Annotated in this window: 23 protein-coding genes; 10 read left to right on the plus strand and 13 right to left on the minus strand. The window is 60.0% G+C overall.

Translation table 11 applies throughout. The features are described 5' to 3' along the window. The first annotated feature begins 11 nt into the window (after positions 1 to 11). The 4 genes from ABJ076_RS09700 to ABJ076_RS09715 are packed head-to-tail and all read left to right on the plus strand — an operon-like array spanning position 12 to position 4,770. A complete protein-coding gene (locus tag ABJ076_RS09700) occupies positions 12 to 368 on the plus strand; it encodes a sarcosine oxidase subunit delta (protein WP_348193877.1) in 357 nt (118 codons plus the stop codon). Further along, on the plus strand, positions 365 to 3,376 hold the full coding sequence (locus ABJ076_RS09705) for a sarcosine oxidase subunit alpha (protein WP_348202557.1): 3,012 nt from the start codon (positions 365 to 367) through the stop codon (positions 3,374 to 3,376). The genes ABJ076_RS09700 and ABJ076_RS09705 overlap by 4 nt, the downstream gene beginning before the upstream one ends. Beyond that, a complete protein-coding gene (locus ABJ076_RS09710; protein WP_348193873.1) occupies positions 3,369 to 3,971 on the plus strand; it encodes a sarcosine oxidase subunit gamma family protein in 603 nt (200 codons plus the stop codon). The genes ABJ076_RS09705 and ABJ076_RS09710 overlap by 8 nt, the downstream gene beginning before the upstream one ends. Positions 3,972 to 3,999: 28 nt before the next feature. After that, the gene (locus tag ABJ076_RS09715) at positions 4,000 to 4,770 is read left to right on the plus strand and encodes a metallophosphoesterase family protein (RefSeq protein WP_348193871.1); all 771 of its coding nucleotides are present in this window, start codon (positions 4,000 to 4,002) and stop codon (positions 4,768 to 4,770) included. Positions 4,771 to 4,816: 46 nt separating this feature from the next. Here the strand turns inward: ABJ076_RS09715 and ABJ076_RS09720 are convergent, their stop codons facing one another. From ABJ076_RS09720 to ABJ076_RS09730, 3 genes are all read right to left on the minus strand, one after another. Then, positions 4,817 to 5,596: a potassium channel family protein gene (locus tag ABJ076_RS09720; protein ID WP_348193869.1), complete on the minus strand. Its 780-nt coding sequence runs from the start codon at positions 5,594 to 5,596 to the stop codon at positions 4,817 to 4,819. Between the two features lie 270 nt (positions 5,597 to 5,866). Next, a complete protein-coding gene (gstA, locus tag ABJ076_RS09725; protein WP_348193867.1) occupies positions 5,867 to 6,487 on the minus strand; it encodes a glutathione transferase GstA in 621 nt (206 codons plus the stop codon). A 95-nt stretch (positions 6,488 to 6,582) separates the two neighbouring features. Next, positions 6,583 to 7,659, minus strand: coding sequence for a nitronate monooxygenase (locus ABJ076_RS09730; RefSeq protein WP_348193865.1), 1,077 nt, complete (start codon positions 7,657 to 7,659; stop codon positions 6,583 to 6,585). Positions 7,660 to 7,790: 131 nt separating this feature from the next. On the opposite strand from ABJ076_RS09730, the gene ABJ076_RS09735 reads away from it, so the two are divergent. Both ABJ076_RS09735 and ABJ076_RS09740 read left to right on the plus strand, forming a co-directional pair. Continuing rightward, positions 7,791 to 8,150: a helix-turn-helix domain-containing protein gene (locus ABJ076_RS09735; RefSeq protein WP_348193863.1), complete on the plus strand. Its 360-nt coding sequence runs from the start codon at positions 7,791 to 7,793 to the stop codon at positions 8,148 to 8,150. Between the two features lie 66 nt (positions 8,151 to 8,216). Then, a complete protein-coding gene (locus ABJ076_RS09740) occupies positions 8,217 to 9,362 on the plus strand; it encodes an alanine racemase (RefSeq protein WP_348193861.1) in 1,146 nt (381 codons plus the stop codon). Between the two features lie 83 nt (positions 9,363 to 9,445). Here the strand turns inward: ABJ076_RS09740 and ABJ076_RS09745 are convergent, their stop codons facing one another. Then, on the minus strand, positions 9,446 to 10,681 hold the full coding sequence (locus ABJ076_RS09745) for a DNA cytosine methyltransferase (RefSeq protein WP_348193859.1): 1,236 nt from the start codon (positions 10,679 to 10,681) through the stop codon (positions 9,446 to 9,448). 358 nt (positions 10,682 to 11,039) lie between these two features. On the opposite strand from ABJ076_RS09745, the gene ABJ076_RS09750 reads away from it, so the two are divergent. After that, entirely contained in the window at positions 11,040 to 11,795 is a 756-nt protein-coding gene (locus tag ABJ076_RS09750) for a type II restriction endonuclease (protein WP_348193857.1), read from the plus strand. 110 nt (positions 11,796 to 11,905) lie between these two features. On the opposite strand, the gene ABJ076_RS09755 is transcribed toward ABJ076_RS09750, so the two are convergent. After that, positions 11,906 to 13,504, minus strand: coding sequence for a trimethylamine methyltransferase family protein (locus ABJ076_RS09755; RefSeq protein WP_348193855.1), 1,599 nt, complete (start codon positions 13,502 to 13,504; stop codon positions 11,906 to 11,908). 299 nt (positions 13,505 to 13,803) lie between these two features. Here ABJ076_RS09755 and ABJ076_RS09760 point away from each other — a divergent pair, with 299 nt between their 5' ends. Beyond that, a complete protein-coding gene (locus ABJ076_RS09760) occupies positions 13,804 to 14,640 on the plus strand; it encodes a hypothetical protein (RefSeq protein WP_348193853.1) in 837 nt (278 codons plus the stop codon). Between the two features lie 133 nt (positions 14,641 to 14,773). On the opposite strand, the gene ABJ076_RS09765 is transcribed toward ABJ076_RS09760, so the two are convergent. From ABJ076_RS09765 to ABJ076_RS09775, 3 genes are all read right to left on the minus strand, one after another. Further along, the gene (locus ABJ076_RS09765) at positions 14,774 to 15,280 is read right to left on the minus strand and encodes an isoprenylcysteine carboxylmethyltransferase family protein (protein WP_348193851.1); all 507 of its coding nucleotides are present in this window, start codon (positions 15,278 to 15,280) and stop codon (positions 14,774 to 14,776) included. Between the two features lie 5 nt (positions 15,281 to 15,285). Further along, positions 15,286 to 16,335: a type III polyketide synthase gene (locus tag ABJ076_RS09770; RefSeq protein WP_348193849.1), complete on the minus strand. Its 1,050-nt coding sequence runs from the start codon at positions 16,333 to 16,335 to the stop codon at positions 15,286 to 15,288. Positions 16,336 to 16,440: 105 nt separating this feature from the next. Further along, the gene (locus ABJ076_RS09775; RefSeq protein WP_348193847.1) at positions 16,441 to 17,295 is read right to left on the minus strand and encodes an NAD(P)H-binding protein; all 855 of its coding nucleotides are present in this window, start codon (positions 17,293 to 17,295) and stop codon (positions 16,441 to 16,443) included. Between the two features lie 110 nt (positions 17,296 to 17,405). Between ABJ076_RS09775 and ABJ076_RS09780 the strand changes: the two genes are divergently transcribed. Then, positions 17,406 to 18,068: a TetR/AcrR family transcriptional regulator gene (locus ABJ076_RS09780; protein ID WP_348193845.1), complete on the plus strand. Its 663-nt coding sequence runs from the start codon at positions 17,406 to 17,408 to the stop codon at positions 18,066 to 18,068. 73 nt (positions 18,069 to 18,141) lie between these two features. Further along, complete coding sequence (locus ABJ076_RS09785) at positions 18,142 to 18,762, plus strand: class I SAM-dependent methyltransferase (protein WP_348193844.1); 621 nt, start codon at positions 18,142 to 18,144, stop codon at positions 18,760 to 18,762. A 10-nt stretch (positions 18,763 to 18,772) separates the two neighbouring features. Here ABJ076_RS09785 and ABJ076_RS09790 read toward each other — a convergent pair whose 3' ends face one another. From ABJ076_RS09790 to ABJ076_RS09810, 5 genes are all read right to left on the minus strand, one after another. Continuing rightward, the gene (locus ABJ076_RS09790) at positions 18,773 to 19,432 is read right to left on the minus strand and encodes an RraA family protein (RefSeq protein ID WP_348193843.1); all 660 of its coding nucleotides are present in this window, start codon (positions 19,430 to 19,432) and stop codon (positions 18,773 to 18,775) included. Between the two features lie 31 nt (positions 19,433 to 19,463). Then, positions 19,464 to 20,666: a UxaA family hydrolase gene (locus ABJ076_RS09795; RefSeq protein ID WP_348193841.1), complete on the minus strand. Its 1,203-nt coding sequence runs from the start codon at positions 20,664 to 20,666 to the stop codon at positions 19,464 to 19,466. After that, positions 20,663 to 20,959: a UxaA family hydrolase gene (locus ABJ076_RS09800; RefSeq protein WP_348193839.1), complete on the minus strand. Its 297-nt coding sequence runs from the start codon at positions 20,957 to 20,959 to the stop codon at positions 20,663 to 20,665. The genes ABJ076_RS09795 and ABJ076_RS09800 overlap by 4 nt, the downstream gene beginning before the upstream one ends. A 117-nt stretch (positions 20,960 to 21,076) precedes the next feature. Then, positions 21,077 to 21,880 (minus strand): glucose 1-dehydrogenase, encoded by an 804-nt coding sequence (locus tag ABJ076_RS09805; protein ID WP_348193837.1) that lies wholly within the window; start codon positions 21,878 to 21,880, stop codon positions 21,077 to 21,079. A gap of 75 nt (positions 21,881 to 21,955) precedes the next feature. After that, complete coding sequence (locus ABJ076_RS09810) at positions 21,956 to 24,370, minus strand: FAD-dependent oxidoreductase (RefSeq protein ID WP_348193835.1); 2,415 nt, start codon at positions 24,368 to 24,370, stop codon at positions 21,956 to 21,958. Positions 24,371 to 24,472: the final 102 nt, after the last annotated feature.

Below are 24,472 nucleotides of genomic sequence, written 5' to 3' on the forward strand. Positions count from 1 at the left end.
GGAGACACAACATGCTGAAGATCACCTGTCCCTGGTGCGGACCGCGCGACGACAACGAGTTCCACTATGGCGGCGAAGCGCACATCCTGCGCCCGGCCGCGCCGGAAAAGTTGAACGACGCGGAATGGGCGGAGTATCTGTTCCTGAAGCAAAACGCCAAGGGACCATTCCTGGAGCGCTGGTCCCACAGCGCCGGGTGCCGGCAGTGGTTCAACGTGGTGCGGAACACTGCCACCGACGAGATCATCGAGGTCTATCCGATGGGCGAGCTGCCGAAGAGCCCTGAGGGCATCAAGGCCTATGAAGAGAGCTGGCGCCGTAAAAGCGCGGCTGAGAAGAACGCCAAAGCCGGAGTATCAGGCATATGAGCGGGCAGTCTTTCCGAATCCGCGACAAGGGTCGTATCGACCGCTCCAAGCCGGTCCGTTTCACCTTCGACGGCAAGAGTTACGAGGGATATGAGGGCGATACGCTCGCCTCCGCCCTGATCGCCAACGGCGTCCACCTGATCGGCCGCAGCTTCAAATATCACCGTCCGCGCGGCATCCTCGCCGCCGGGTCGGAAGAGCCCAATGCCTTGACCCAGCTCGGAACCGGCAACAAGTCAGAGCCGAACCTGCGGGCAACGCAGATCGAGATCTTCGACGGCCTGGAAGCCGCCAGCCAGAACCGCTGGCCGAACCTGAAATTCGATGTCGGCGCCATCAACTCCGTCTTCCACCGGCTGTTCCCGGCGGGCTTCTATTACAAGACCTTCATGTGGCCGGCCTCTCTCTGGCTGAAATACGAGCATGTGATCCGGCATGCCGCCGGTCTCGGCAAAGCGCCGCCGGATCGCGATCCCGACCGCTACGAGAAAGTCCATGCCCACGCCGACGTTCTGATCGTCGGCGGCGGTCCCGCTGGTCTCGCGGCAGCACTTGCAGCAGGCAAGACCGGCGCCCGAGTAATCCTGGCGGACGAGACGGCGGACTGGGGCGGCTCACTGCTGTCCGAGACCGACTGCGAAATCGACGGCAAGGAGCCAGCACGCTGGGTCGAAGAGACCGTGGCGGAGCTGGAAGCGATGCCGGAGGTCACTCTGGTCAGACGCTGCACCATCACCGGCTATTATGATCACAACTACCTGACCGGCCTTGAGCGGGTCAGCGACCATCTTGGCGCGGCGCCGGAACACACCCCGCGCCAACGGCTGTGGAAAATCCGGGCGAAACGCGTGGTACTGGCGACCGGCGCCCTCGAACGGCCGCTGGTCTTCACGGACAATGACCGGCCGGGCGTCATGCTGTCCTCTGCTGTGCGCACATACGTTAACCGGTACGGCGTGCTGCCGGGTCGCAAGGCGGTGATCTTCACCAATAACGACGATGCCTACCGCACCGCCCTCGCCCTTGAAGAGGGGCACGGCCGGGTCGCAGCCATCGTCGATGTCCGCAAATCCGTCACCGGCCCTCTGGCCGATGCGGTCCGGGCCAAGGGCATCACCGTCTACGAAAATCACGGCATCGTCTCAGTGCAGGGCACGCAAAAGGTGTCCGGTGTGGAGGTCATGCAGCTTGATGCGGATGGAACCAGTGTCACCGGCGCGGCCAAATCGCTCAGTTGCGACCTGATCGCCATGTCCGGCGGCTGGAATCCGACGGTTCATCTGTTCTCCCAGTCCAAAGGCAAGCTGACCTGGGAGCCGGAGATGGCGGCGTTTATCCCCGGCACGGCAAGCCAGGCTCTGGCCAGCGCCGGTGCCTGCAACGGCACCATGGGTCTCACCGACAGCTTGAAAGAAGGCCTCAAGCTCGGCGCCGAAGCCGCACGTGAAGCTGGTCAGAAAGGCCGCGCACCAGCCGCTCCGAAAGCCACCGAGCCGGAACAGGGCAGTCTGCGCCCGCTCTGGATCGCACCTGGCAAGGCCAAACTTGGCCGCAAGGGCAAGCATTTCGTCGATTTCCAGAACGATGTGACCGCTGCCGATGTGCAGCTCGCCGCCCGCGAGGGTTATCGATCGGTCGAGCATCTGAAGCGCTACACCACCACCGGCATGGGCACTGATCAGGGCAAGACCTCCAACGTCAACGCGCTGGCTATTCTATCCGACGTGTTGGCATCCGACATTCCCGCGGTCGGCACCACGACCTTCCGCCCGCCCTACACGCCAGCGACCATTGGCGCCTATACGGGCCGGAATGTGGGCAAACTGTTCGAGCCGATCCGCAAAACCCGGATCGACGAATGGGCACGTGCCAACGGCGCGAAATTCGAGCATGTCGGCCAGTGGATGCGGGCCTGGTATTTCCCGAAGCAGGGAGAGACCTTCCGGCAAGCCATTGACCGCGAGGTCAAGGCTGTGCGCGACGGCTGCGGCATCCTCGACGCCTCCACACTCGGCAAGATCGACATCCAGGGTCCGGACGCCGCCGAGTTCCTCAACCGCATCTACACCAACGCCTGGCTCAAGCTCGGTGTCGGCCGCTGCCGTTACGGGTTGATGCTGAAGGAAGACGGTATGGTCATGGATGACGGCGTCACCACCTGTGTCGGCGAAAACCACTATCACATGACCACCACCACCGGCGGCGCGGCGAACGTGCTGTCCTGGCTGGAGGAATGGCACCAGACTGAATGGCCGGACCTGAAGGTCTTCTTCTCCAGCGTGACCGAACAATGGTCCGTGGTGGCGATCAACGGACCAAAAAGCCGGGCCGTCATGCAGAAGCTCTGCGAGGACGTCGATTTCTCCGCCGAGGCCTTCCCTTTCATGTCGATGAAGGAAGGCACCGTCGCGGGCATCCCGGCGCGGCTCTACCGGATCTCTTTCACCGGCGAGCTGTCCTTCGAGATCAACGTGCCGGCCCGCTACGGGCTGGCGCTCTGGGAAGCGCTGATGGAGGCCGGCAAGGAGTTCGACATCACGCCCTACGGCACCGAGACCATGCACGTGCTGCGGGCCGAGAAGGGTTTCATCATCGTCGGACAGGAAACCGACGGGACGGTGAACCCGCTCGATCTCGGTATGGACTGGATCGTCTCCAAGAAGAAGCCGGACTTTGTCGGCAAGCGCTCGCTTGAGCGTGAGTCGATGTCCTCACCGGAACGCAAGCAACTGGTCGGCCTGTTGACGGAAGATCCGCAGACCGTGTTGCCTGAAGGCGGCCATGTGGTGGAGAAACTGAAACCGCAGCCGCCGATGGAAATGCTCGGCCATGTCACGTCGAGCTATTACAGCCCGAATTGCGGCCGTTCCATCGCCATGGCCCTGATCAAGGGCGGCCATGCCCGGCACGGCCAGACCCTGCATGTCCCGCTTGAGGACAAGGTCGTGAAGGTCACGGTGACCGAACCCCGGTTCTTTGATCTGGAAGGAGAGCGGATCAATGGCTGATCTTGAAACCCTAACCGCGCGCACCGCGCTCGACCCGTTGGATATCGTCATCGGCGGCCCGTCGGATGCGGGCGTCACGCTGACCGAAATCCCGTACCAGACAAAACTGGTGCTGCGCGGCCAGCCGTCCGACAAGAAATTCACAGCCGCCGTCAAGAAAGCGCTCGGTGTCGAGCCGCCCGCGAAGCCCGGCACCGTCGCCAGTTCGAAGACAGCCCGCGTGCTGTGGACCAGCCCGAACGAATGGATGGTCTATAGCGACGATGCGGAGCTTGCCGCCACACTGACGAAGGCCGTCGCCGGGCAGCATGCCGCCGTCACGGAGGTGACCGAGCATTACACGCTGATCCGGCTCTCCGGCAGGCATGCCCGCGATGTGATGACAAAGGGCTGCGCCATCGACCTGCATCCCCGCGAATTCGGCCCCGGCCAGTGCGTGCAAAGCCATCTCGGCCGCATCACGGTGCTGTTCGACCAGACCGACGAGACGCCGACCTACGACGTCCTCGTCCGCGCCAGCTTTGCCGAATATCTCTGGATGTATCTGGAAGATGCTGGGTTGGAATTCGGGGTCCGGATAGAAAGCCTAGGCTGATTCATTCAAGGTGCGATACAATCACACCATGAAATTCGCCGCCATCGCCGATATCCATGGAAACAGCCTCGCCCTTGAAGCGGTCCTCGCCGACATTGCTGCCGAGGGGATCTCAGACGTCGTCAATCTCGGGGATTTCTTCAGCGGACCGCTGGATGCAGAAGGAACAGCGGAATTGCTGCGTGGCATTAACGCTGTCTCGGTCCGCGGCAACCACGACCGTTATCTCGTTGACCTGTTACCAGAGGATATGGGGACGTCGGACCGCATCGCCTATGATCAACTCGCAACGGAAACGCTCGACTGGATACGGGAGCTTCCGGCAACCATGGTCTGGCGCGACGAAATATTTCTCTGCCACGGTACGCCGGAAGACGATAACACTTACTGGCTGGAACAGGTGACCCAGGAGGGGAGAACCCGCAGCGCGACACTCACCGACATCGAAGCGCGCGCGCAAGGCATCACACAGCCGCTAATCCTCTGCGCCCATACGCATCTGCCCCGGACAGTGACCCTCCCGGACGGCCGCCTGATCGTCAATCCCGGCTCTGTTGGCTGCCCCGCCTATATCGACGTGGAACCGCTCCCCCACAAGGTTCAGGCTGGCAATCCGAAAGCCACTTACGCGATTCTGGAAAAGCGCGGCACCGGTTGGGTCGTCGCCCACCGCCACGTTCCTTACGCACATCTGGACATGTCGACTCTCGCCATGGAGCGCGGCCGCCCGGACTGGGCAGAAGGTCTCGCCACCGGATGGATCAGCAACGAGACCTTCGAAGATATCATTAGCGGCTAGCCGGCTGACCGCACCGGAAACCAGCGTTGGCGATCCATGGGACGGCCTATTCGCTGCCTTCTGTTTCGATCTTCAGAGATTCTCCGCAATGCTTGCAGTGAATTGCATCTTTCTCATGCCGCTTCAGGCCGCATGACGGACAGGTGTAGGACACTTTCTGCGGCCGGAAAATTGCTTGAGCCAGACGCAGGAACAAAGCAACGCCGACAACCATGATGACGACCGCAAGCAGTCGACCTTCTGTTCCGGTCAGGACGATATCGCCGAACCCTGTCGTGGTCAGCGCGGATACGGTGAAGTAGAGCGCGGCAATGAAATCATCAATTCCCGGATTAGCGCCAAACTGCAGCACGAACACCAGCGACGTCACAAAAAAGACGAATACGCCGAGATTGACGGAACCAAGGATGACGTCCTCATTTCGGCGGAAAAAAGGGGTTTCGGATCGAAGGTCGCGCAGAACGTGATAGGAATGCAGCAGCCGAAGCGCCCTGAGAATGCGCAGGAATGCGAAGCTCTGGCTGAAGATCGGTGCCAGCAGTAGTGACAGGATCACGAAAATATCTGCAATCGTGTAGATTTGCCGCAGCATGCGAACCTTATTCGGCGCAATCCAGAGCCGGGCCATGAAATCACCGAAGATCAGCAATCCGACCGCAATATCGATCAGGAATATCTTTGTCGACGGCGTCATCGGGATTGTGATGATAAAAAAGCCGATCGTGAAAACATCAAACACGATGAGCGCATACCGGAACAGCTCCGCCCTGCGGCTCCGTCCGGTGTAAAGCAGTCTTATCGCTTCCTTGAGTTTCGTCTCAGCCATGGATTTGAGTTTCCGCCCTTATCCGCACGCATTTCCCAGACTGCATTCACGGGCTTGTTTCCACGCCTTCCGAACGATCTTACGTCAATTCTCATTCGCGGAATCCGGAAGGCCTAACCCGATCCCGTAAAACCCATATCATACTGGACTGAAAACAAAACTCCGTAGATGGCATCACCTAAAATAGAGCGCGGACGCCCCGATTGCGCGGAAGGTCTCGCCACCGGATGGATCAGCAACGAGACCTTCGCAATTGTTCCTCAAGGCTGATCAGGCGGCCTTGTTGATCAGACCTTCTGCCAGCAAAGCTGCCTGCACAGACGGACGCTCGGCGACGCGGCCCACATAGGCAATCAGGTTAGGCCGCTCGCCAAGACCGAGACCGGTCGGCTTGGTCCAATTGGCAACAGTGAAAAGATAGGCGTCGGCAATCGAGAAGTCCTCACCGAGGAAGAAAGCGCGGCCGTCAGACAATTCAGCTTCCACGTCATCCAGGCGCAACGCGACCTTTTTGCGTGCTGCAGTCTTCTCGTCCTCGGTTGAGTCCTTCTTGAACAGCGGGCTGAAGGACTTGTGCAGTTCCGTGCTGATGAAATTCAGCCCCGACTGAAGCTTCGCACGAGCAATGCTGCCGAGAGACGGAGACAAGGAAGTCTTGCCGGAATTGTCGGCGATGAATTGCATAATCGAAGGCCCTTCGGTCAGCAATTCGCCATCCTCAAGCCGCAGCGCCGGCACGTAGCCTTTGCTATGAACCTTGTAGAAGTCGGCGCCGGTCTCTGTTGTATGGGTAGCGCCGTCAACCCGTTCGATCTCGAAAGTCGCGCCGGTTTCGTGCAGCACGATATGAGAGGCGAGTGAGCAGGCGCCGGGTATGTAATAGAGCTTCATTATCTTCATCTCCTGTGAATAAAGGGCCGCCAGACCAGTACCGCACAGTGGCGTGGTTTGTGAAACGGTCCGGCAGTGGTTACGTCCTGCACAATTCAAGCAGCGCGGACGGATTCGAGATCACCGGTCAACTCATCCATCAACGCGATGGCCGAGCGGTGTTTCAGGTTCGGTGCAGACTGGCCGGCATAGAGCGAGACCAGATCGTCGCGCCCTGCCTTCAGCGCCGCCGCCTTGATCGCCCCAAAGAACCAGCTCTGCACCGGAAACGGCGGGAGTTCGGCCTCCCGCTCCGCCATCTCGTTGATCCAGCGATTGCGGATGCCCCGGGCCAAGCGGCCAGTATAGGAACGTGTGAGAGCGGTATCCCGTGCGGCGTCGGTAAAGAGAATATCGCGGTGCGCCTGATTGGTGCCGGATTCAGCACAGGCAAGGAAAGCGGTGCCTATCTGTGCCGCGCCGGCGCCAAGCATAAGCGCCGCGCGGACTCCGCATCCGTCAACAATGCCGCCTGCAGCGATCACAGGCGCCTCGACATGGGATGCAGCGATCTGCGTAAGCGAGAAAGTGCCGGTCAGGCTTTGTTCTGAGGATTTCAGGAAAGACACACGGTGCCCACCGGCCTCAAGCCCCGTGGCGACGATCAGATCGACGTCGGCCGCATCCAGCGCTTCCGCTTCCGCAAGCGTCGTGGCGGCGCCCATGGTCAGAATGCCGAGGCGACGGCATTCCTCCAGAACGTTGCGGGATGGAATACCGAAAACAAAACTGAACACCGGGGGACGTGCTTCCAGCAACGCTTCAATCTGGTCCTCGAAGCGGTGGTGGAAACGTTCCGGCGGGGTCGGTTTGGCAAGGCCGAGTTCTTCGAAATAGGGTGCGAAGACCGGATAGACTTCCTCGAACGCCTCATCGGTCAGATGCTCCCCGCCCGGATCGTGGTCCGAAACCCAGAGATTGAGCGCAAAAGGCGCGTCGGTGGCATCCGCAAGTTCCCGGGTGAGTGTCCCTATTTCTTCCGGTGCGGTGATATGCGCTCCGTAGGATCCAAGCCCGCCCATGTTGGAAACCGTCGCCGCAAGCTCGACGGTCGAAAGACCTCCGCCGAACGGCCCCTGGATGATTGGGTGTCGAATGCCCAGGCGGGCAGTGGCGTCTTGGGTGAAGGTCATTCTGCGCTCCTTCTGCTGCGATGACGCTCATCACGTAAGGATACTGATAACAATTGTAAATCAAGTTACTTTTGGTAAGTTCATTATTCTGTTACGGCTTGGTAACCAGCACACCGGAAGGTAATCCCGCCATGGCCCTGAAAATGCGGAAGAACACGGTCGCCCTGCCTCCAGAGGAGTGCCCACTCGGAACCTGCCTCAGCATTATCTCCAGCGCTTGGGCGCCAAACGTGATCTGGTACCTCAGCAAGGCCCCACGCCGCTTCAGCGAGTTGAAGGCGGATATCCCCGAAGTCTCGTCAAAAATGCTGACGGCACGGCTGAAGGATCTGCAGCAGCACGGCGTCATCTCCCGCACGGTGAAGCCGACCTCCCCGCCGTCCGTCGAATACGCGCTGACGGATCTTGGCCTGGAACTGGTTCCTGCGATCCACGCCATCGTCGAGGTTGGGCATAAACTGAAGAAACGCAAAGACGCAGCCGCTGCATAGGCTTGCCGCACGACCAGCTCGGGCACTAGGGTGCCCCTCCGCCGACACCAACCTCCGCGAGCCAGAATGAAACTCTCCGATCTCCAGACCCCTTGCCTGATCCTTGATAAGAGCCGGGTGGAGCGCAATTGCGCCCGCATGAGCGCCCGTGCCGCCGCACTTGGCATCGCCCTGCGCCCGCACATGAAGACCGGAAAATCGGCGGAGATCGCCAAGATCGCAACGGCGGGCCAGACTGATCAGACGGGCAAGACCGGCGGCGTTACGGTCTCGACGCTGGCCGAGGCGGAGTATCTGTTCGAACACGGCTTTGCCGACATCGTCTATGCGGTCATCATCCCGCCCTCGAAACTGGACCGCGCCGCCGCGCTGACCGCCCAGGGCGCCGACCTGAAGATCCTGATCGACAGTGTGGAGGTAGCGGAGGCCATCGCCGCCCATCCGGGCAGCCACGCGGCTCTGATCGAGATTGATTGCGGCGAGCACCGGACCGGTGTGGACCAGGACAATGACCGGCTCATCGCCATCGCCCGCATTCTCGACAGGTCCCCGCGTTCCCGCCTCGCCGGCGTGATGACCCATGCCGGCCATTCCTATCACGGCCGCGCGCCGGAAGACATGCAAGCCGTCGCCAGTGCCGAGCGGGACGCAGCCGTCGCGGCAGCGGAGCTGATCCGGTCGGACGGCATCGACTGCCCCATCGTCAGCGTCGGCTCGACACCGACAGCGCTTTATGCCGACCATCTGGAAGGCGTCACCGAAATGCGCCCCGGCGTCTATACCCTCGGCGATCTGTTTCAGGCCGGTATCGGCAGCCACGGCATGGACGACATTGCCGCCTCCGTCGTCGCCAGCGTGATCTCCCACAACAAGGCACGCGGCACCCTGATCCTTGATGCAGGCGGCATCGCCCTCTCCAAGGACCGCTCGACCGAAGCCCTCGGCAAGGATGGCGATATGGGTTTCGGCCTGCTGTCGGATCTGGAGACCGGCAAACCGCTGCACGGCCTCACCATCCGGGGCACGCATCAGGAGCACGGCGAAGTCCACCTGCCCGACCCGGCGCTGTACGAAACGCTCCCCATCGGCGCCCGCGTCCGCGTCCTGCCGAACCATGTCTGCATGACGGTTGCGGCGTATGAAAATTACGAAGTGTTTGAGGAAGGCTCGGACGAGATCATCGCCCGGTGGGACCGGCGGAATGGGTGGTAATCAATCTGGATTGCTTATCCAACTGATGACATGGTGTCCATCAAGAACGAATTATGTGGGAGCCCCCAACTTCAAAATCCAAATTAAATGCCAGTAACGGCTTGGGAGTTTTGAAGCGCTCGGACCCCCTTTCCCTCCCCAGGGTGATCAGCATGATTCCCAATTAGCGAAGAATATTTTTCTTGCACAAACGCCAAAGGCTCTGGAGAGGGACAAAACGGCCTAACTGGTGGCAATAGAGATATCGAGTGCTCGCTCTTGGCATTCGCCAACAGCTGTTCCCGAATCGCCAATCCAAGTACTTCGCCAACTAGAGATGGGACAGCGTTACCCAACATTTTTTGGATATCGGTCCGACCACAATCAAATTTTATTCCGTCGGGAAAAGTCTGCAGTCGACAAAGCTCCGCTGAGGTTAGCTTTCGATTTCTCCAATGGAACGGCCCAATTGCTGAACCGGGCTGCGCTTGGATCGTCCAAGAAGGTTTATTCTTAGCTAACTTGAGTAAGAAACTCCAATATCGAGTCCGCCAACCGAACAGCGGCTCTCCACCGCCCCGAGGAGTGTGCCAAAGATAATTTTCCCCTTCTGGTATTGTAGGCAGTAAGTCAGCCCATTTCCCTCCAACCGAAACAGTCGAATCGTTCGGCTCAGCAGGCAAATCGCCTATCGCATCCCATGAGGTTCGGAAAGGTTCTCGAGAATCAGAATTGTCTGTAATTTGGTCGATCGGGCCATGTGTCGCGTTAGGAAAGTTGAACGAGACACCATCGCGGCTTCCGACAAGGAAAACGCGCTCTCTTAACTGCGGAACACCATAATGAGCCGCATTAATAACCTTCCATTCCACCACATAATTTGAACCAGTTTCTCGATTAATTTTTTGAATGCCAGAAAGCAGGTAGCGTAATCCTTCGTCTTTCGACTTAAATGCCAGCCCATGAACATTTTCCAGTAGAAACGCACGGGGCAATGTATCCTTCAAAACACGGAGATAAGCTTCCAGTGTTCCTGATCGCGGATCATCCAAACGTCGTGCATCACCACTGATCCAATAAGACGATTTAGAAAAAGGCTGACATGGGGGCCCCCCCACCAAAATATCAGCCTCTTTGGGCCTCAAATTGGCAACCTCCAATATCTCAGCCGATGTAATTCCGTGAATATCGCCCTCAAGAACGGGCCAATCCCGATTGAACCTGAGCGTTCGACACGCGACGGCATCCATCTCGACAGCGACCGCCGTTCGAAACCCAGCAGCTTCCAATCCAAAGTCGAGGCCACCTACACCTGTATATAAGCTGATTGCACGAAGCATCTTGACCTCTTAGAATTCTATATAAAGCGGCACATTAATATCATGCGACAATATGTAGATACTAGAGAGAGAAAATTGTACTGTCAATACAATTCACTATGGCTGTGATCCGAGTCAGATTACGCGAAGCAATTAATGCGTACACCGTAAGAACGGGAAATCGCATCACCTATGGTCAAATCGCAGCACTTAGTGGAATCTCTCTATCGACCATTCAAAGCATTGGCGCACGCCCAGACTACAACCCAACCTTGGACGTCATTGACCGACTATGCGAGGTTTTGGACTGTAATCCTGGGGACATTCTGGAGAGAACCGAATTGTCTGAAAAAACTTCAAAATCAGCAGGCTCGGCAAAATGACGGCCTCAATTTCCCCAGTTGACTGGCTCGCCAAAGAATGCGCAGCCTATGAACTTGAACCGATTGCAGTTTATAGGACTGGCTCATCGAAGCAATGGCCACTCACCGCTAACACCGAATCTGAACTAATAGATAAGCTTGAGCGGAGTGGACACTTCCTCCCATTGCCTACAGAACCTGCGGCACTAGCAAACGTGCTTGAGGTATCAATTGTTGACTTTCTGCTGAACAAAGTAGCCAAGCTGAGCGAGGCTGAGGCTCAGCGCGGTTCAGAACGCGGCTATCCTGATATTGAGCTATCAGGACCAGTTTTTGGTGACGAGTTTTACGCCGTTGACATAAAGGTTGCGCGACGCGCGAATAGCAAAAAACAAACAAAAAGCCGAATAACACTATTTACAGGAAATACTTACTTCAGATATCCAACATTAAAGTGGCCCGGCACGTTTCGACCTTTCAATGATTACGCAAAGCACATAGATATAATTGCAATATACACGCTCAACAAAGAATCTTTATCTCGAATCGATGATTTAGAAATCATTGTAACTGAATCATGGAAAATCGGATCAAAGAAACGCTCGTCGACAACGAGAGAATACATTGGCGCAGTGATGAGCATCGACGATTTAAAAATGGGCAACGGAAAGTTCCAAACCGAAACTCAATTTTATGATTACTGGAGAAAATTTCCTTTTAAAATCGGGCGCGCCGTCCAACAGCAACTGGACAAAATTCTAAAAACTAAGTGATCAAGTAAGCGATTAAGGTCCCATATTTTTCTTACGCGCAAAGTTCAGGTGAACCTCGCCTCAAGTATCAGCGCAACGGCTTGTGAGCCGCCGCGCCGCTTTCAATCAGATCACACCATCGAGTCCGGAAACTCCGCTTTCCGCTTTGCCATGAACTCGATCAGCGCCTCGTCCACCGCCGGATCGATTTCCGGCGCCTGGTATACAGCAAGCATGGTCTTCACCCGGTCGCCCGTGCGCTGGTAGGCGTCGCGGCAGCCTTCGGCGGACCATTGCTCGTAGGTGTTGTTGTCGGCCACCTGCGAGCGGAAGAAAGCGGTTTCGAAATTCGCCTGGGTATGGGCGCAGCCGAGGAAATGCTTGCCGGGGCCGACTTCGCGGATCGCGTCCATGGCCTGGCCGTTTTCGGTCAGGTCCACACCGCCGAGAAGCGTCGGCATCATGGCGAGTTGGTCGGCATCCATCAGCAACTTCTCGTAAGAGGCCACCAGACCGCCTTCAAGCCAGCCGGCGCTGTGCAGCACGAAATTCACGCCGCCCATCACAGTCGGGTTCAGGGTTTGCGCGGACTCATAGGCGGCCTGCGCATCCGGGGTCTTGGAGCCACAGAGTGAGCCGCCGGAGCGGAACGGGACGCCGAGGCGCCGGGCGAGCTGGGCGCAGCCATAGAGCACCATGGCGGGCTCCGGCGTGCCGAAGGTCGGGGCGCCTGACTGCATGGAGATGGAGCTGGCGAAGGAGCCGAAGATCACCGGCGCACCCGGGCGCACGAGCTGGGCGAAGGCGATCCCGGCCATGGCTTCCGCCAGGGTCTGGGCCAACGTGCCCGCCACCGTCACCGGCGACATGGCGCCCGCGAGGATGAAAGGCGTGGTGATGACAGCCTGATTGTTGCGGGCATAGGTCTTGAGAGCGCCGAGCATGGTGCCGTCCCAGACCATCGGCGAGTTGGCGTTGATCAGGCTGGTGCAGACCGTGTTGTTCTCGACGAACTCGGACCCGAACAGGATCTTCGCCATGTCTAACGTGTCCTGCGCCCGCTCCGGCGCGGTGACAGAGCCCATGAACGGCTTGTCGCTGTATTTCATGTGGGCATAGACCATGTCGAAATGCCGCTTGTTCACGGGCAGATCGACCGGCTCGCACACAGTGCCGCCGGAATGATGAAGCGACGGCAGCATGTAGGTCAGCTTCACGAAATTCTGGAAGTCCTCAATCGTCGCGTAGCGGCGGCCACCATCGACATCGCTGACGAAGGGCGGGCCATAGACCGGCGCGAAGATCGTGTTCTTGCCGCCTATCTCGACCGACCGGGCCGGGTTGCGGGCATGCTGTGTGAAGGTGGAGGGCGCCGTCGCACAGAGTGTGCGGGCGAGGCCGCGCGGGATATGCACCCGCGTGCCCTGCACGTCCGCACCGGCATCGCGCCACAGGGCAAGGGCTTCCTCGTCATCCTGAAACTCGATGCCGACTTCTTCCATGATGGTCTCGGCATTGGCCTCGATGATCTCGAGACCTTCCTCGCTGAGCACTTCATAGACGGGCACGTTGCGGGTGATATAGGGCGCCTGAGCCTGCGCGGGCTTGGACCGGGAGGCCCGACGCGCTTCACGGCCACCGCCGCTGCGACCGCGACGGCCACGCGCTTCGCCGGAAGCAGCATCAATACCGTTACCGGCTCCTTCGAGATCCCGAGCTTCTGCGGTCATCTCGTGTCCTCCACAATTTTGTTCGCTCGACTGATATGAGCACGATTGAAAGAGCGAACTTTCAAATGCGCGTCATCTGTTGTCGCCCTTGAGCCAGATTTTGATCTGGCGCAATCCCTTGCTGAGCCTGCGACACAGCCTGCACCCGGTAACCGGTACAGGCTTCCCATCCGCGTGAGCAGACAATTCGAAGATTGAACCTATGCGCGCCCGGTGAGATGCTTTCCTCAACGCATAAAGCCGGACGTCCCGGCCTTGATGGTTGCGGGACAGACCGGCCAGCTCCGGAGGAGATAGCCATGTTCCGACACCTTGCGTCTTTTGGCCTCTGTCTCAGCTTTTCCGCCGGCCTAGCAGTCGGCCCGGTCAGCGGCAAAGCGGAGGCCAGTGCGCCCCAATCAGAATTGCCCCAGGTTCTCGGCCTTGTCGCCACCAAGCTCCCGGTCCCGCTCAATTGCGAGGACGGTACCTGCACCGGGTTTTTCTCCGCATTCTGCCTGCAGGAGCATCGCCCGAAACCGAATGCCGGCCACGTTTATGATGTCGCCGGAAAGGGCGATATCACCATGGTGGTGGTGAAGAACGATGGCAGCACAGCCGAATTCTCGGCCACCGACCTGCTGCATTTCGAAAGCACCGGCGCCTATACCTCGGTCCAGATTTCCATGGATGCCGACCGGCTCGCCGCACTGGATGCCGCCTCGGTATCCCTGAACGTGCCGCACAGGGTCTCCCTGCTGCCGCGCTCGGAGCCAACCGTCGCGGCCCTCCCCAGTGCAGAAGATCTGGACGCCGCCCTCGGCGAGAAGCGGATGCTAGCTGAGGGCTATTTCGAGAATGGCTCCCCGCGCGCAGATAGCGGCGCGCTGATCTCCCGGATGATCAACCTGCTGCCAGCGGACGGGTTCGCGGTAAAATCTCTGCGCAGCGGTGTCTGGGATAAAGCGACCACTCCAGCGACTCTCCGGCAATTCGCGCCGAAAGGGATCGAAGCTGCGCGCGATGCCTACGCGCGCTGCAAAGCCTATGGCGACCAGGGCTACAAGGTTCGTCTGCGCGGCTGTCTGGAGAAGAGCCACGACAAGCTGATGCGGAACCTGAACGACAAATACTGGGAAGGCGATGCCGGGTTCTGAGGGCCGCGCAACTCCTTTCCCTAATCGTCATCCCGGACCTGATCCGGGGCCTCCCTAAGCAGGGCTCCGCCTTATGATCGAAGAGGTCCCGGATCGGGGTCCGGGATGACGATTTTTCTGGGAGTGGAGGGAGCTAAAGCATCCGCCGCTCTTCAAGCACCGCTTCCTCGACATGTACCCGGTAGGCCAGCAGAGCCATATTGGCGAGGCCGAACAGGAGCGCGATGTCCCAGGCACCGAAGGCGAACGGCAGCAGCGGGATTTCGACCGCGACCATCAGATAGTTCGGGTGCCGGATGAAGCGATAGGGACCGCGCCGGACCAGAGGCGCGTCCGGCAGTGTGATGATCCGCGTGGTCCAGTACGGTCCGAGGCTTGCGATGATCCAGACGCGGATGACCTGCAAAGCAGCGAAGAGGGCGAGCAGTGGCAGGCTCGGCTCCACCGCCTCATGCACCAGAAAGAACAGGGCCAGCTGCCAGCTTCCATGCAGCAGGACGAACAGTGGATAGTGCCGCGCGCCGTGCTCCTGGCCTCCCCGCGCAATAAGCCGCATCAGATTGCGCCGAGCATAGACCAGTTCGGCCAGGCGCAGGCCCACAACGGCCAGCGCCGTCCATTGCGCCCATCCCAATTCCATCCCGCTTACCCTTCCAGCAGCGCAAAACCGGCGGTGAAACCGGGACCGAGCGCCTGAACCAGCACGCGCCTGCCCTCTATTCCATCCGCCCGCATCCGCTCCAACACAAAGAACACGGTTGCCGCCGACATGTTTCCATAGTCCCGCAGCACCGACCGGGAATGCTCCAGCCCGCCCTCGGGCAAATCGAAGGCTTCCTCCAGAGCGGCCGCGACCTTGGCGCCCCCGGGATGGCAGGCGAACAGGTCAATGTCGGACAAGCTCAGTTTGTGCCGGGCGAGAAACCGGTCTACCTCGCTCCGCATGCCGGCACGGACGATTTCAGGAATGCGCGGGCTGAAGATCACGCCGAAACCGTCCTCCTCCACCGACCAGCCCATGACATCAAGGGAATCGGGCCAAGTGTGTTCGCCCCAAGCGGAGACAGCCGTGCCCGCCTCGCCTTCTCCGCCGCGTAAAACCACCGCCGCCGCTCCGTCGCCGAAAATTGCGGTCGCCACTTGGTTGGATTTACCGGTATCGGACCAGCGGAAGGTCAGGCTGCACAGCTCGACCACCAGCAACAGAACCGTCTCCCCCTCGCCGCTCGCCGCAAACTGAGCCGCCCGGCCAAGACCAAGCACACCGCCAGCGCACCCGAGCCCGAACAGCGGCACTCTCTTCACATCTTCACGAAAACCCAGCCGTCGCAGCAGCCGGGCATCAAGACTCGGTGTTGCAATGCCGGTGCTGGAGACGACAATCAGCGTGTCCACATCCGAGGCCGCGACACCAGCCTGTTCAAGTGCCTGGCGGGCCGCATCGGCCAGCAGCTCCTCAGCAGTCTGTAAATAGATCCGGTTCGCCTCGGCCCAGTTGCGCGGCGAGGCAAACCAGTCGAGCGGTACGGACAGATACCGGTTCTCGACCCCTGCATTGCCGTAAACGGGTGCCAGCCGAGCAAAGGCTGGCACCCGCTCCTCGAATATCTGACGCGCATGGGCCAGGGCGTCGGATTGCGACAGGCGATGACGGGGCACGGCCGTGGCAACACTCATAAGGCGCGGTTTGATCATGCAAACGAATGTGCGCCCGATTTTTCGCACAACAAATGAAAATTCCGCGAGGCCTTGCAGCGCAGGGTTTTCTCTAGGGATCCCTCCGCTTGCACGGACAGCCCCTCAAACCGCCAAAGGCGTTTCAACGCTCCAGACGCCTGCCTCAGCAGTCAGCTGCGCATAGTCGGCAAAACGGCGTGGCGGACGGCCAAGTGCCCGGCTGACGCCATCGGTCACATTGGCGTTCCGTCCATCCAGGACGGTAGTGAAGAGATAGAGGACCAGCGAAATCATGTCTTGCGGCACACCTGCCTGCTCCATCGCAGCCTTGTAATCCACCGCCGGGATCTGCCGATAGCGGATCGGCCTTCCGGTCGCCGCGGCAATTGAGGCAACAGCCTCGGAGAAGTTCAACAGCTCCGGGCCGGTGACTTCATAAAGCTTGCCGATATGCGCCGGGTCGATCAGGGCGGCGGCGGCGACCTCCGCGATATCGTCGACATCGATAAACGGCTCCTTCACATCGCCGATCGGCAGTGCGACCTCACCGGAATTGACGGCTTCGGCCAGGAAGGTCTCGCTGAAATTCTGGAAGAACCAACTGGCCCGGACGATGGTCCAGTCCGCTCCCGAAGCAATCAGCATCTGTTCCGTCTGCTCGGCCTCTTCCTCGCCCCGGCCCGACAGCAGAACCATCCGCTTCACACCCACACGCAGAGCCGTATCAACGAAAGCGCTAACCGTCTCGAGAGCCCCCGGCACCGCAAGGTCCGGGTAATAAGCGATATAGATGGCGCGCGTTCCCTCAATCGCCGGTGCCCAGGTCTCCGGCGCGTCCCAATCGAACGGCAGCACTGCGGAACGGGAGCCGACCCGGACCGTTGCTCCCTCCTCGATCAGCCGTTTCACCACCCTTTGCCCGGTCTTGCCGGTGCCGCCCAGAACCAGGATTGGGGCATCGTCAGAATGTGCAGTCATCGTCTTCTCCTTAAATGTGAGGGATGCTCATATTTGAAAATCTGATAAACTCTCACATTTACGAAGTCAACGAAATTTGCTCATATGCGATCCGAGTTCACGGAGTGGTCATGTCGAAAGAACTGCCGGATATGTCGCACGTCGCGCTGGAGCACATCTCGCTCCGGCGCATGCCCAATCAGGAACGCAGCCGCGCGCGCGTCGAGCACATGCTGAACTGCGCTATCACGGTGATCGCCGAGAAGGGCAGCGAGGCGATGACGATGAGCGAGGTGGCGCGGCGCGCGGACGTGTCCATCGGCTCGCTCTACCAGTATTTTCCGGACAAGAGCGCGATCATCCGGGCGCTCGCGGAGCATTACGGCGGGGAATGTCTCAAATGCATCAAGGATGGCTTATCGGGAGCAGACACGCTCAACGCGCTCTGCGACGCGCTGAATGAGCTGATCGACGTCTATTACGCTCTCTTCCTGGCGGAACCGGTCATTCGCGACATCTATTCCGGGATAGGAGCCGACAAGACCCTGAGAGACATGGGGATCGCGGAAAGCCGCAAAAGCGGCGCCGTGCTTTCAGAAGCACTCTGCCGCATCGCCCCGGACCGGGACCCGGCGCGCGCCGCGTCGGACTGTTTCCTGATCATGCATCTCGGCGAAGCAACAATGCGCCTCGCCATTTCCCTGGAGCAATCGGAAGGCAAGGCGCTGGTCGAGACCTACAAACATATGGCCGAGACCGAACTACGCCGCTTGGCGTCTCTCACCCACGGGTGACCATTTCGGTCGCTCCGCGTATCGACCTGCACGAGGAATAGCGGCAGATCACCGCCGCCGAAGGAGATTACGAATGGCAAACATTGCCCGGTTCTGGGACAGACATGCGGCTGGTTACGCCAAGCGGGCGGTCAGCGATCCGGAGGCCTACCAGCATAAGCTGGAATTGACACAGCGGCTTCTGAAACCGGACATGCGCGTGCTTGAATTCGGCTGCGGAACCGGAACGACGGCGCTCCATCACGCCCCATATGTGAAATCAATTCGGGCCATAGATGTCTCGGCTAAGATGCTGGAGATCGCGCGGGCAAAGGCAGAAGAGGCCGGCATCGCAAATGTCAGCTTCGAGCAGAGCGACATCGAAGGTCTCTCCGCAGAAGACGGGAGCTACGACCTCGTCATGGGTCATAGCATCCTGCACCTTCTCGAGGATCGCCACGCTGTCATCGCAAAAGTCTGGCGCCTGCTGAAAGCGGACGGCCTGTTCGTCACGTCGACCGCTTGTATCGGAGGAACCATGCCGTGGCTCAAGCTTATCCTGCCTGTCGGGAATGCACTGGGGCTCCTGCCGAAAGTCGCGTTCATTCGACCGGACGAACTTGTCGGCGAGTTCGAGACTGCCGGGTTCCGGATCGAACAAAGCTGGCAGCCAGGCCCCAGCAAAGGATTGTTCATCATCGCCCGAAAGGCGTGAGACGACGTCTCTAGAACTTTCCGTATTTCAGGTAGGCCTGCTGGGGATCAGTCCCGCCCAGAATCGCGGTGCGGACCTTGTTCTCGGTTGTGATCGCAGCCTCGGCCTTCTCAATCACCTCCTCGATGATCGCGGACGGGACACGGATAAGTCCGTCCCGGTCACCCAGCATGTAATCGCCCGGCTCGATCACCACGTCGCCGATCCGGATATCGACATCGGTCGCCGCCGGCAGCCACCAGCCGACGATATCCCGGGGCGTGAAGCCCCGCGACCAGGATTGAAAACCGATCTCCAGCAGAAAATTCACATCCCGCACAAACCCATCGGCAACGCAGCCACGCACCCCTTTGTCTTTGAGCGTCTCGGCTGATAGCTCGCCCATATGGGCAACAACCCGATCGTTCGGCTGACTGACCCAGACGGAACCCGCCGGCGCCTTCGACAGCAGCCCCGTCCAGGCGAGCAACGTCTCGTGCGCGTCCGCTGTCGGGTCGACCTTGCCAAGAATGGTAAAGGCGGGGCCTGCCATAGGCTTTTCCGGCATGATCGGGCGCAGTTCCGGCGGCAGAGTGAAGTCCCGGAGGCCCATCCCCCGCATCACGTCATGGACGACGCCCGTATAGCATTTCTCCAATCGCTCCGTGATCGACATTGTCTCGACCGACATGGTTCCCTCCCCCAGTTTTTCGTTTCTTGTTTTACTCCGCCGCCGGCAGGCATGCGGGCCCGATCGGCTCGAACGACTTGTATGTCAGGATGAACTCCTGATGGCCCAGATCCTCGGACCGGGTCAGCGCCCCTCCCGCGACGGTCAGCACCAGGTCGCGGATCTCGACACCGACGTCATCCAGCTCCGCCGTCCCCTCAAGAATGCGCCCCGCATCCACGTCCATGTCGTCCGCCATGCGCCTATAGGTTTCCGGATTGGCACAGATCTTAATGACAGGAGAAATGACCGAGCCGACGACCGAACCGCGTCCGGTGACGAACAGATTGATATGGGCGCCGCACGCCATCAACTCGGCGATCTCGGCATTGTCGTTGATATTAGGAAATCCGAAACGGACTTCTCCATCGGGCACCACGTCGAGGAGATAGAGCCCGCCGGTCGGCGGCACGTCGCCAGGCTTCAGAAGTCCGACAATCGGCGAGGCGCCCGACTTGGCATAAGCGCCCATCGATTTCTCCTCAATGGTCGTCAGCCCGCCCGTGGCATTGCCCGCAGCGAAGGACCCGTAACCGAGGGTCGCGTAATAGCGCGCCGCCTTGGCCACGCTTTCTTCCAGTACGGCGGCGAGCGCAGGCGTGGCGGCGCGCGCAGCCATGATGTGCTCGCAACCAATCAGCTCACCAGATTCCTCGAAAATGCAGGCCGCACCGTCGCCGATCAGCATATCGAATGCCCGGCCCGCCGCCGGGTTCCCGGTAATCCCGGATGTACCGTCCGAGCCGCCGCAAATCGTGCCGATCACCAGCTCGTCCACTCCCATCGGAACGCGTTCCGCACGTTCCAGTGCCGGCAGATGTTCTGCGATGAAAGACATGCCTTCCGCAATCGCCGACCGGGTACCTCCGACTTGCTGGATGGTGATCGCCTTCACCGGCCGGCCGGTCGCTTCGATCTGCTCGCGCAACAGCCGGTTATTGAAGGACTCGCAACCGAGCGAGACCAGAAGCGCCCCGCCAACATTCGGATGGGTGCAGAGCGCCTCCATCATCCGCTGCGCATACTCGTTCGGATAACAGCCCGGAAATCCGATAAGATGAACGTCGTGATTTCGGAACTCGAGCGTGATCTGCCGCGCGACGTGATGGGCGCACTCGACCAGATAGGCCACGACGAAAACATTACGGATGCCCTTGCGCCCGTCGCTCCTGGGATACCCGCCAAAGCCGCTCATCGCGTCTCCTCCGGCAGGCTGTAAGTCGGCGTGTAGTTGCTGCGGACATTATGCACATGGACATGTCCGCCTGCTGCGATCGGCGCGGTAGCAACACCGATCACGGCACCGTATTTCAGAATTTCCTCGCCTTCCGAAATAGACCGGCGGGCAAGCTTGTGACCGAGATTGAGACTACGGTCGGTTTTAGCTTCCCCCGCCCCGATATCGATCCGCTCGCCTGCGGCGATGCCCTTGCGCAGCACCAGAACATTGTCATCTTCATTCAAAAGCAGCAGGCGACGGTCGATCATCGGTCAGTCTCAAATTGCGAGACCGAAAGCCTGGGCCCAGCCAGAAGAGCGAGTCAACATCCATACCGGGATTTTCCACGGATGCGCCGAGAAACCCGGCCCGTCGAGGCGCGGTTTTTAGAGCCCGACCGGTGTCCCGCCGCTGATCGGCATAGCGACCCCCGTGATGTATTCGGCGCGCGGACCAGCCAGAAAAGCGACAGCCTCGGCCACCTCTTCCGGCTCGCCCGCCCGGCGCATCGCCACCGTCTTATAGCGCTCCTGCTTCACATCATCGACCGGACGGCCACTTTCGCGCGCCAGACGCTCGTTCGCTGCTGTATGCATGTCCGTTGCGATAAAGCCCGGGCAGACGACGTTGCAGCGGATGCCGTCCACGCCGAATTCCGCCGCGACCGTTTTGGTCAAGCCAACCAGCCCGTGTTTCATGGCGTTATAGGCGCCAAACCCGGCTTCGGCGCCGAGGCTACCGGTTGAGCCGATATTGACGATGCTGCCACCGCCCGACTTCCGCATTTCCGGAATCACTGCCTGGGTGAACATGGCCGGACCAAGCAGGTTGACCCGGAAACTTGTCTCCCATTGCTCCGGCACGGTCTCCAGCAGGTTCGCGGAACCGGCAAGCGATCCGGCATTGTTCACCAGAATATCGATCCGGCCGAAATGCTCTTTAGCCAGACGCACAGCGGTCTCGATATCGGATTTTCTGGTAACGTCTACTGACACAGCCAATGCCGTTCCCCCGGCCGCCGTAATCTCGGAGACGATATCCGCGAGCCTGCTTGACGCCTCGGGTGTCGCGATGTCACTGACGATGACGGACGCACCCTCCGCCGCAAGCCGAAGGGCGACGGCCCGCCCGATACCACGTGTCGCAGAAGCGCCGGTGACAATTGCCACCTTCCCGTCAAGTTCAGCCATGATCGTCCCCGATTGATCGTCCCAATAAACAGCAGACGTGGGAGCCACATCGCCGACTGTCAATCGGCGATATGACTATCCCCGCATCAGGGCGCCATTCGGATCATGCAGCGGGGCGCCGATCCGGTGCGCCTTCAGCATCTTGCCGAGAATCTCGACCTCGAAGCCGTCCGTCTTGTTGGCGAATTCCTTCGGAACGTAACCGATGGCAATGCTCTTCGCCGTCGTGTGGCCATAGCCGCCGGAGGTCACCCAGCCGATGGCCTTGCCGTCATGGAAGATCGGCTCGTCGGCGATGGGATCGATATCCTCGACATCGATGGTCAGCGTGATCAGCCGGTAGGACCCGCCAGTCTCTTTCTCCACCACCAGCGCGTCGCGGCCGATGAAGCTGTTTTTCGACATATCGACGAAGCGGTCCAGCCCGGCCTCGAAAGGCGAATAATCCGGAGTGAACTCCGCCCGGAAGCCACCGAAGCTCTTTTCCAGACGCAGGGAATTGAGCGCCCGGCCGCCGAAATGCTTCAGCCCGTACTCCGCACCTGCTTCGACCAGCATGTCGTAGAGCGTGATCAGATAATCCGGTTTCACCCAGATCTCATACCCGCGCTCGCCGGTGAAGGAAACTCGGCCGACCATGGCGTGCAGCATGCCGAGATTCATCTCCCGGAAGGACATGAACGGCATCGCCTCGGTCGAGACATCTTCGTGCGTCAGCGTGGCCAGCAGATCGGCCGATTTCGGCCCGGCGATGGAAAGCCCGACCATTTCCTGGCAACGGCTCTGGATCTTGACGCCGGTCTCCGGCAGATGATCCCAGAACCAGCGCAGATGGAACATTTCCGCGATACCGGAGCCGAAGATCATGAACCGGTTTTCCGCCAGCTTGGCGATGGTGAAATCGCCGATGATCTTGCCCTGGCGATTGAGCATCGGCGTGAGCACCATGCGTCCGGTACGCGGCATCTTGTTCGTCATCAGCTCCGACAGCCAGGCTTCCGCACCTTCGCCTGTCACCTCGTATTTGGCGAAGCTGGAAATCTCGATCATGCCGACGCCTGTGCGCACGGCCTTGCACTCTTCGGCCACCGGACGGAAAGCGTTGGAGCGGCCGAAGGTCACATCCTCCACCGGCTCCATGCCCTCGGGTGCGAACCAGAGGGCATGTTCAAGCCCGTAGGAAGCGCCAAATACAGCGTTCTGCGCCGCAAGCCGGTCATAGATCGCCGTCTTGCGCAGCGGACGGCCCGCGGGCAGCTCCTCGTTCGGGAAGGTAATGGAGAAGCGGCGGGAATAGTTTTCCTTCACCTTCTCGTAAGCGTACCCCTTGGTCGCGTAGGAGCCGAAGCGGGCGCAGTCCATGGCATAAATATCCATGTCCGGCTCACCTTCGATCATCCATTGCGCCAGCGCCAGACCAACGCCGCCGCCCTGACTGAACCCGGCCATCACACCGCAGGCGAGATACATGTTCTTGAGGCCCGGCACCGGGCCGACCAGCGGGTTACCGTCGGGCGCAAAGGTAAACGGCCCGTTGATCATCGACTTCACGCCAGCATTCGCCAGAAACGGGAAGTGCTGATAGGCGATATCGAGGGACGGCGCGATCCGGTCGAGGTCCGGTTGCAGCAGCTCGTGTCCGAAATCCCACGGCGTCTGGTGCGGGGACCAGGGCACGCAGGCCTTCTCGTAAGTGCCAAGCAGAAAACTCTGGCCTTCCTGACGGGTATAGATCTCGGCCTCGAAATCGATCAGGTGCGGCAGCTCGGCATCCAGCGCCTTGATCTCGTCCAGCGACTCCGTGATCAGGTAATGGTGCTCCATCGCCAGCACGGGCAACTCCAGCCCGACCATGCGGCCAATCTCGCGGGCCCAGAGGCCGCCCGCATTCACCACTTTCTCGCAACGGATGGTGCCCTTGTCGGTAACCACCGACCAGGTACCATCCTTCTCCGCCACCAGTTCCTCAACCTTGGTATGGCGGTAGATCTCCGCCCCGCCCTTGCGGGCCGAGATGGCATAGGCGTTGGTCACGCCGGACGGATCGACATGGCCCTCGTTCGGATCGTAGACGGCGCCGGTGAAATGGCTGGCATCGACCAGCGGATGCAGGCGTTGCGCTTCATCGAGGGAGATGAAGTCGATGTCGAGGCCCATATATTTGCCCTTGGCGACCATCGTCTTCAGATAGTCGAGCCGCTCGGGCGTTCCTGCGGCCATGATCCCGCCGGAGAGATGCACGCCGGTCGCCTGGCCGGAAATCTCCTCGATCTCCTTGTAAAGATCGATGGTGTATTTCTGCAGTTTGGTGACGTTCGGGTCGCTGTTCAGCGTGTGCATGCCGCCCGCCGCATGCCAGGTGGAGCCCGATGTCAGCTCGCTGCGCTCCACCAGGACCACGTCTTTCCAGCCCAGTTTGGTCAGGTGATAGAGAACGCTGCAGCCAACGACGCCCCCGCCGATAACAACGACTTGCGCATGCGATTTCATTGATCTGCCCCCCTTCGCCACCAGCGCACCCGATGGCCTTTAACCCAACACTAGTGCATCAGCCCCGCCGATATGAAGCGCGCCGGGTGGCGACATGGAGTC

Origin of the sequence: Nisaea sp., from assembly GCF_039990255.1 — a bacterium.
Taxonomy (GTDB): Bacteria; Pseudomonadota; Alphaproteobacteria; order Thalassobaculales; family Thalassobaculaceae; genus Nisaea.

Excerpts from the sequence above, each read along its gene's own strand:
- ABJ076_RS09795 (WP_348193841.1), bottom strand. The coding sequence starts at position 20,666 with ATGAGCGGCTTTGGCGGGTATCCCAGGAGCGACGGGCGCAAGGGCATC.
- ABJ076_RS09790 (WP_348193843.1), bottom strand. The coding sequence starts at position 19,432 with ATGTCGGTCGAGACAATGTCGATCACGGAGCGATTGGAGAAATGCTAT.
- ABJ076_RS09755 (WP_348193855.1), bottom strand. The coding sequence starts at position 13,504 with ATGACCGCAGAAGCTCGGGATCTCGAAGGAGCCGGTAACGGTATTGAT.
- ABJ076_RS09810 (WP_348193835.1), bottom strand. The coding sequence starts at position 24,370 with ATGAAATCGCATGCGCAAGTCGTTGTTATCGGCGGGGGCGTCGTTGGC.
- ABJ076_RS09780 (WP_348193845.1), top strand. The coding sequence starts at position 17,406 with ATGTCGAAAGAACTGCCGGATATGTCGCACGTCGCGCTGGAGCACATC.
- ABJ076_RS09750 (WP_348193857.1), top strand. The coding sequence starts at position 11,040 with ATGACGGCCTCAATTTCCCCAGTTGACTGGCTCGCCAAAGAATGCGCA.
- ABJ076_RS09745 (WP_348193859.1), bottom strand. The coding sequence starts at position 10,681 with ATGCTTCGTGCAATCAGCTTATATACAGGTGTAGGTGGCCTCGACTTT.
- ABJ076_RS09710 (WP_348193873.1), top strand. The coding sequence starts at position 3,369 with ATGGCTGATCTTGAAACCCTAACCGCGCGCACCGCGCTCGACCCGTTG.
- ABJ076_RS09740 (WP_348193861.1), top strand. The coding sequence starts at position 8,217 with ATGAAACTCTCCGATCTCCAGACCCCTTGCCTGATCCTTGATAAGAGC.
- ABJ076_RS09800 (WP_348193839.1), bottom strand. The coding sequence starts at position 20,959 with ATGATCGACCGTCGCCTGCTGCTTTTGAATGAAGATGACAATGTTCTG.
- ABJ076_RS09770 (WP_348193849.1), bottom strand. The coding sequence starts at position 16,335 with ATGATCAAACCGCGCCTTATGAGTGTTGCCACGGCCGTGCCCCGTCAT.
- ABJ076_RS09805 (WP_348193837.1), bottom strand. The coding sequence starts at position 21,880 with ATGGCTGAACTTGACGGGAAGGTGGCAATTGTCACCGGCGCTTCTGCG.
- ABJ076_RS09735 (WP_348193863.1), top strand. The coding sequence starts at position 7,791 with ATGGCCCTGAAAATGCGGAAGAACACGGTCGCCCTGCCTCCAGAGGAG.
- ABJ076_RS09705 (WP_348202557.1), top strand. The coding sequence starts at position 365 with ATGAGCGGGCAGTCTTTCCGAATCCGCGACAAGGGTCGTATCGACCGC.
- ABJ076_RS09765 (WP_348193851.1), bottom strand. The coding sequence starts at position 15,280 with ATGGAATTGGGATGGGCGCAATGGACGGCGCTGGCCGTTGTGGGCCTG.
- ABJ076_RS09785 (WP_348193844.1), top strand. The coding sequence starts at position 18,142 with ATGGCAAACATTGCCCGGTTCTGGGACAGACATGCGGCTGGTTACGCC.
- ABJ076_RS09700 (WP_348193877.1), top strand. The coding sequence starts at position 12 with ATGCTGAAGATCACCTGTCCCTGGTGCGGACCGCGCGACGACAACGAG.
- ABJ076_RS09730 (WP_348193865.1), bottom strand. The coding sequence starts at position 7,659 with ATGACCTTCACCCAAGACGCCACTGCCCGCCTGGGCATTCGACACCCA.
- gstA (WP_348193867.1), bottom strand. The coding sequence starts at position 6,487 with ATGAAGCTCTATTACATACCCGGCGCCTGCTCACTCGCCTCTCATATC.
- ABJ076_RS09720 (WP_348193869.1), bottom strand. The coding sequence starts at position 5,596 with ATGGCTGAGACGAAACTCAAGGAAGCGATAAGACTGCTTTACACCGGA.
- ABJ076_RS09760 (WP_348193853.1), top strand. The coding sequence starts at position 13,804 with ATGTTCCGACACCTTGCGTCTTTTGGCCTCTGTCTCAGCTTTTCCGCC.
- ABJ076_RS09715 (WP_348193871.1), top strand. The coding sequence starts at position 4,000 with ATGAAATTCGCCGCCATCGCCGATATCCATGGAAACAGCCTCGCCCTT.
- ABJ076_RS09775 (WP_348193847.1), bottom strand. The coding sequence starts at position 17,295 with ATGACTGCACATTCTGACGATGCCCCAATCCTGGTTCTGGGCGGCACC.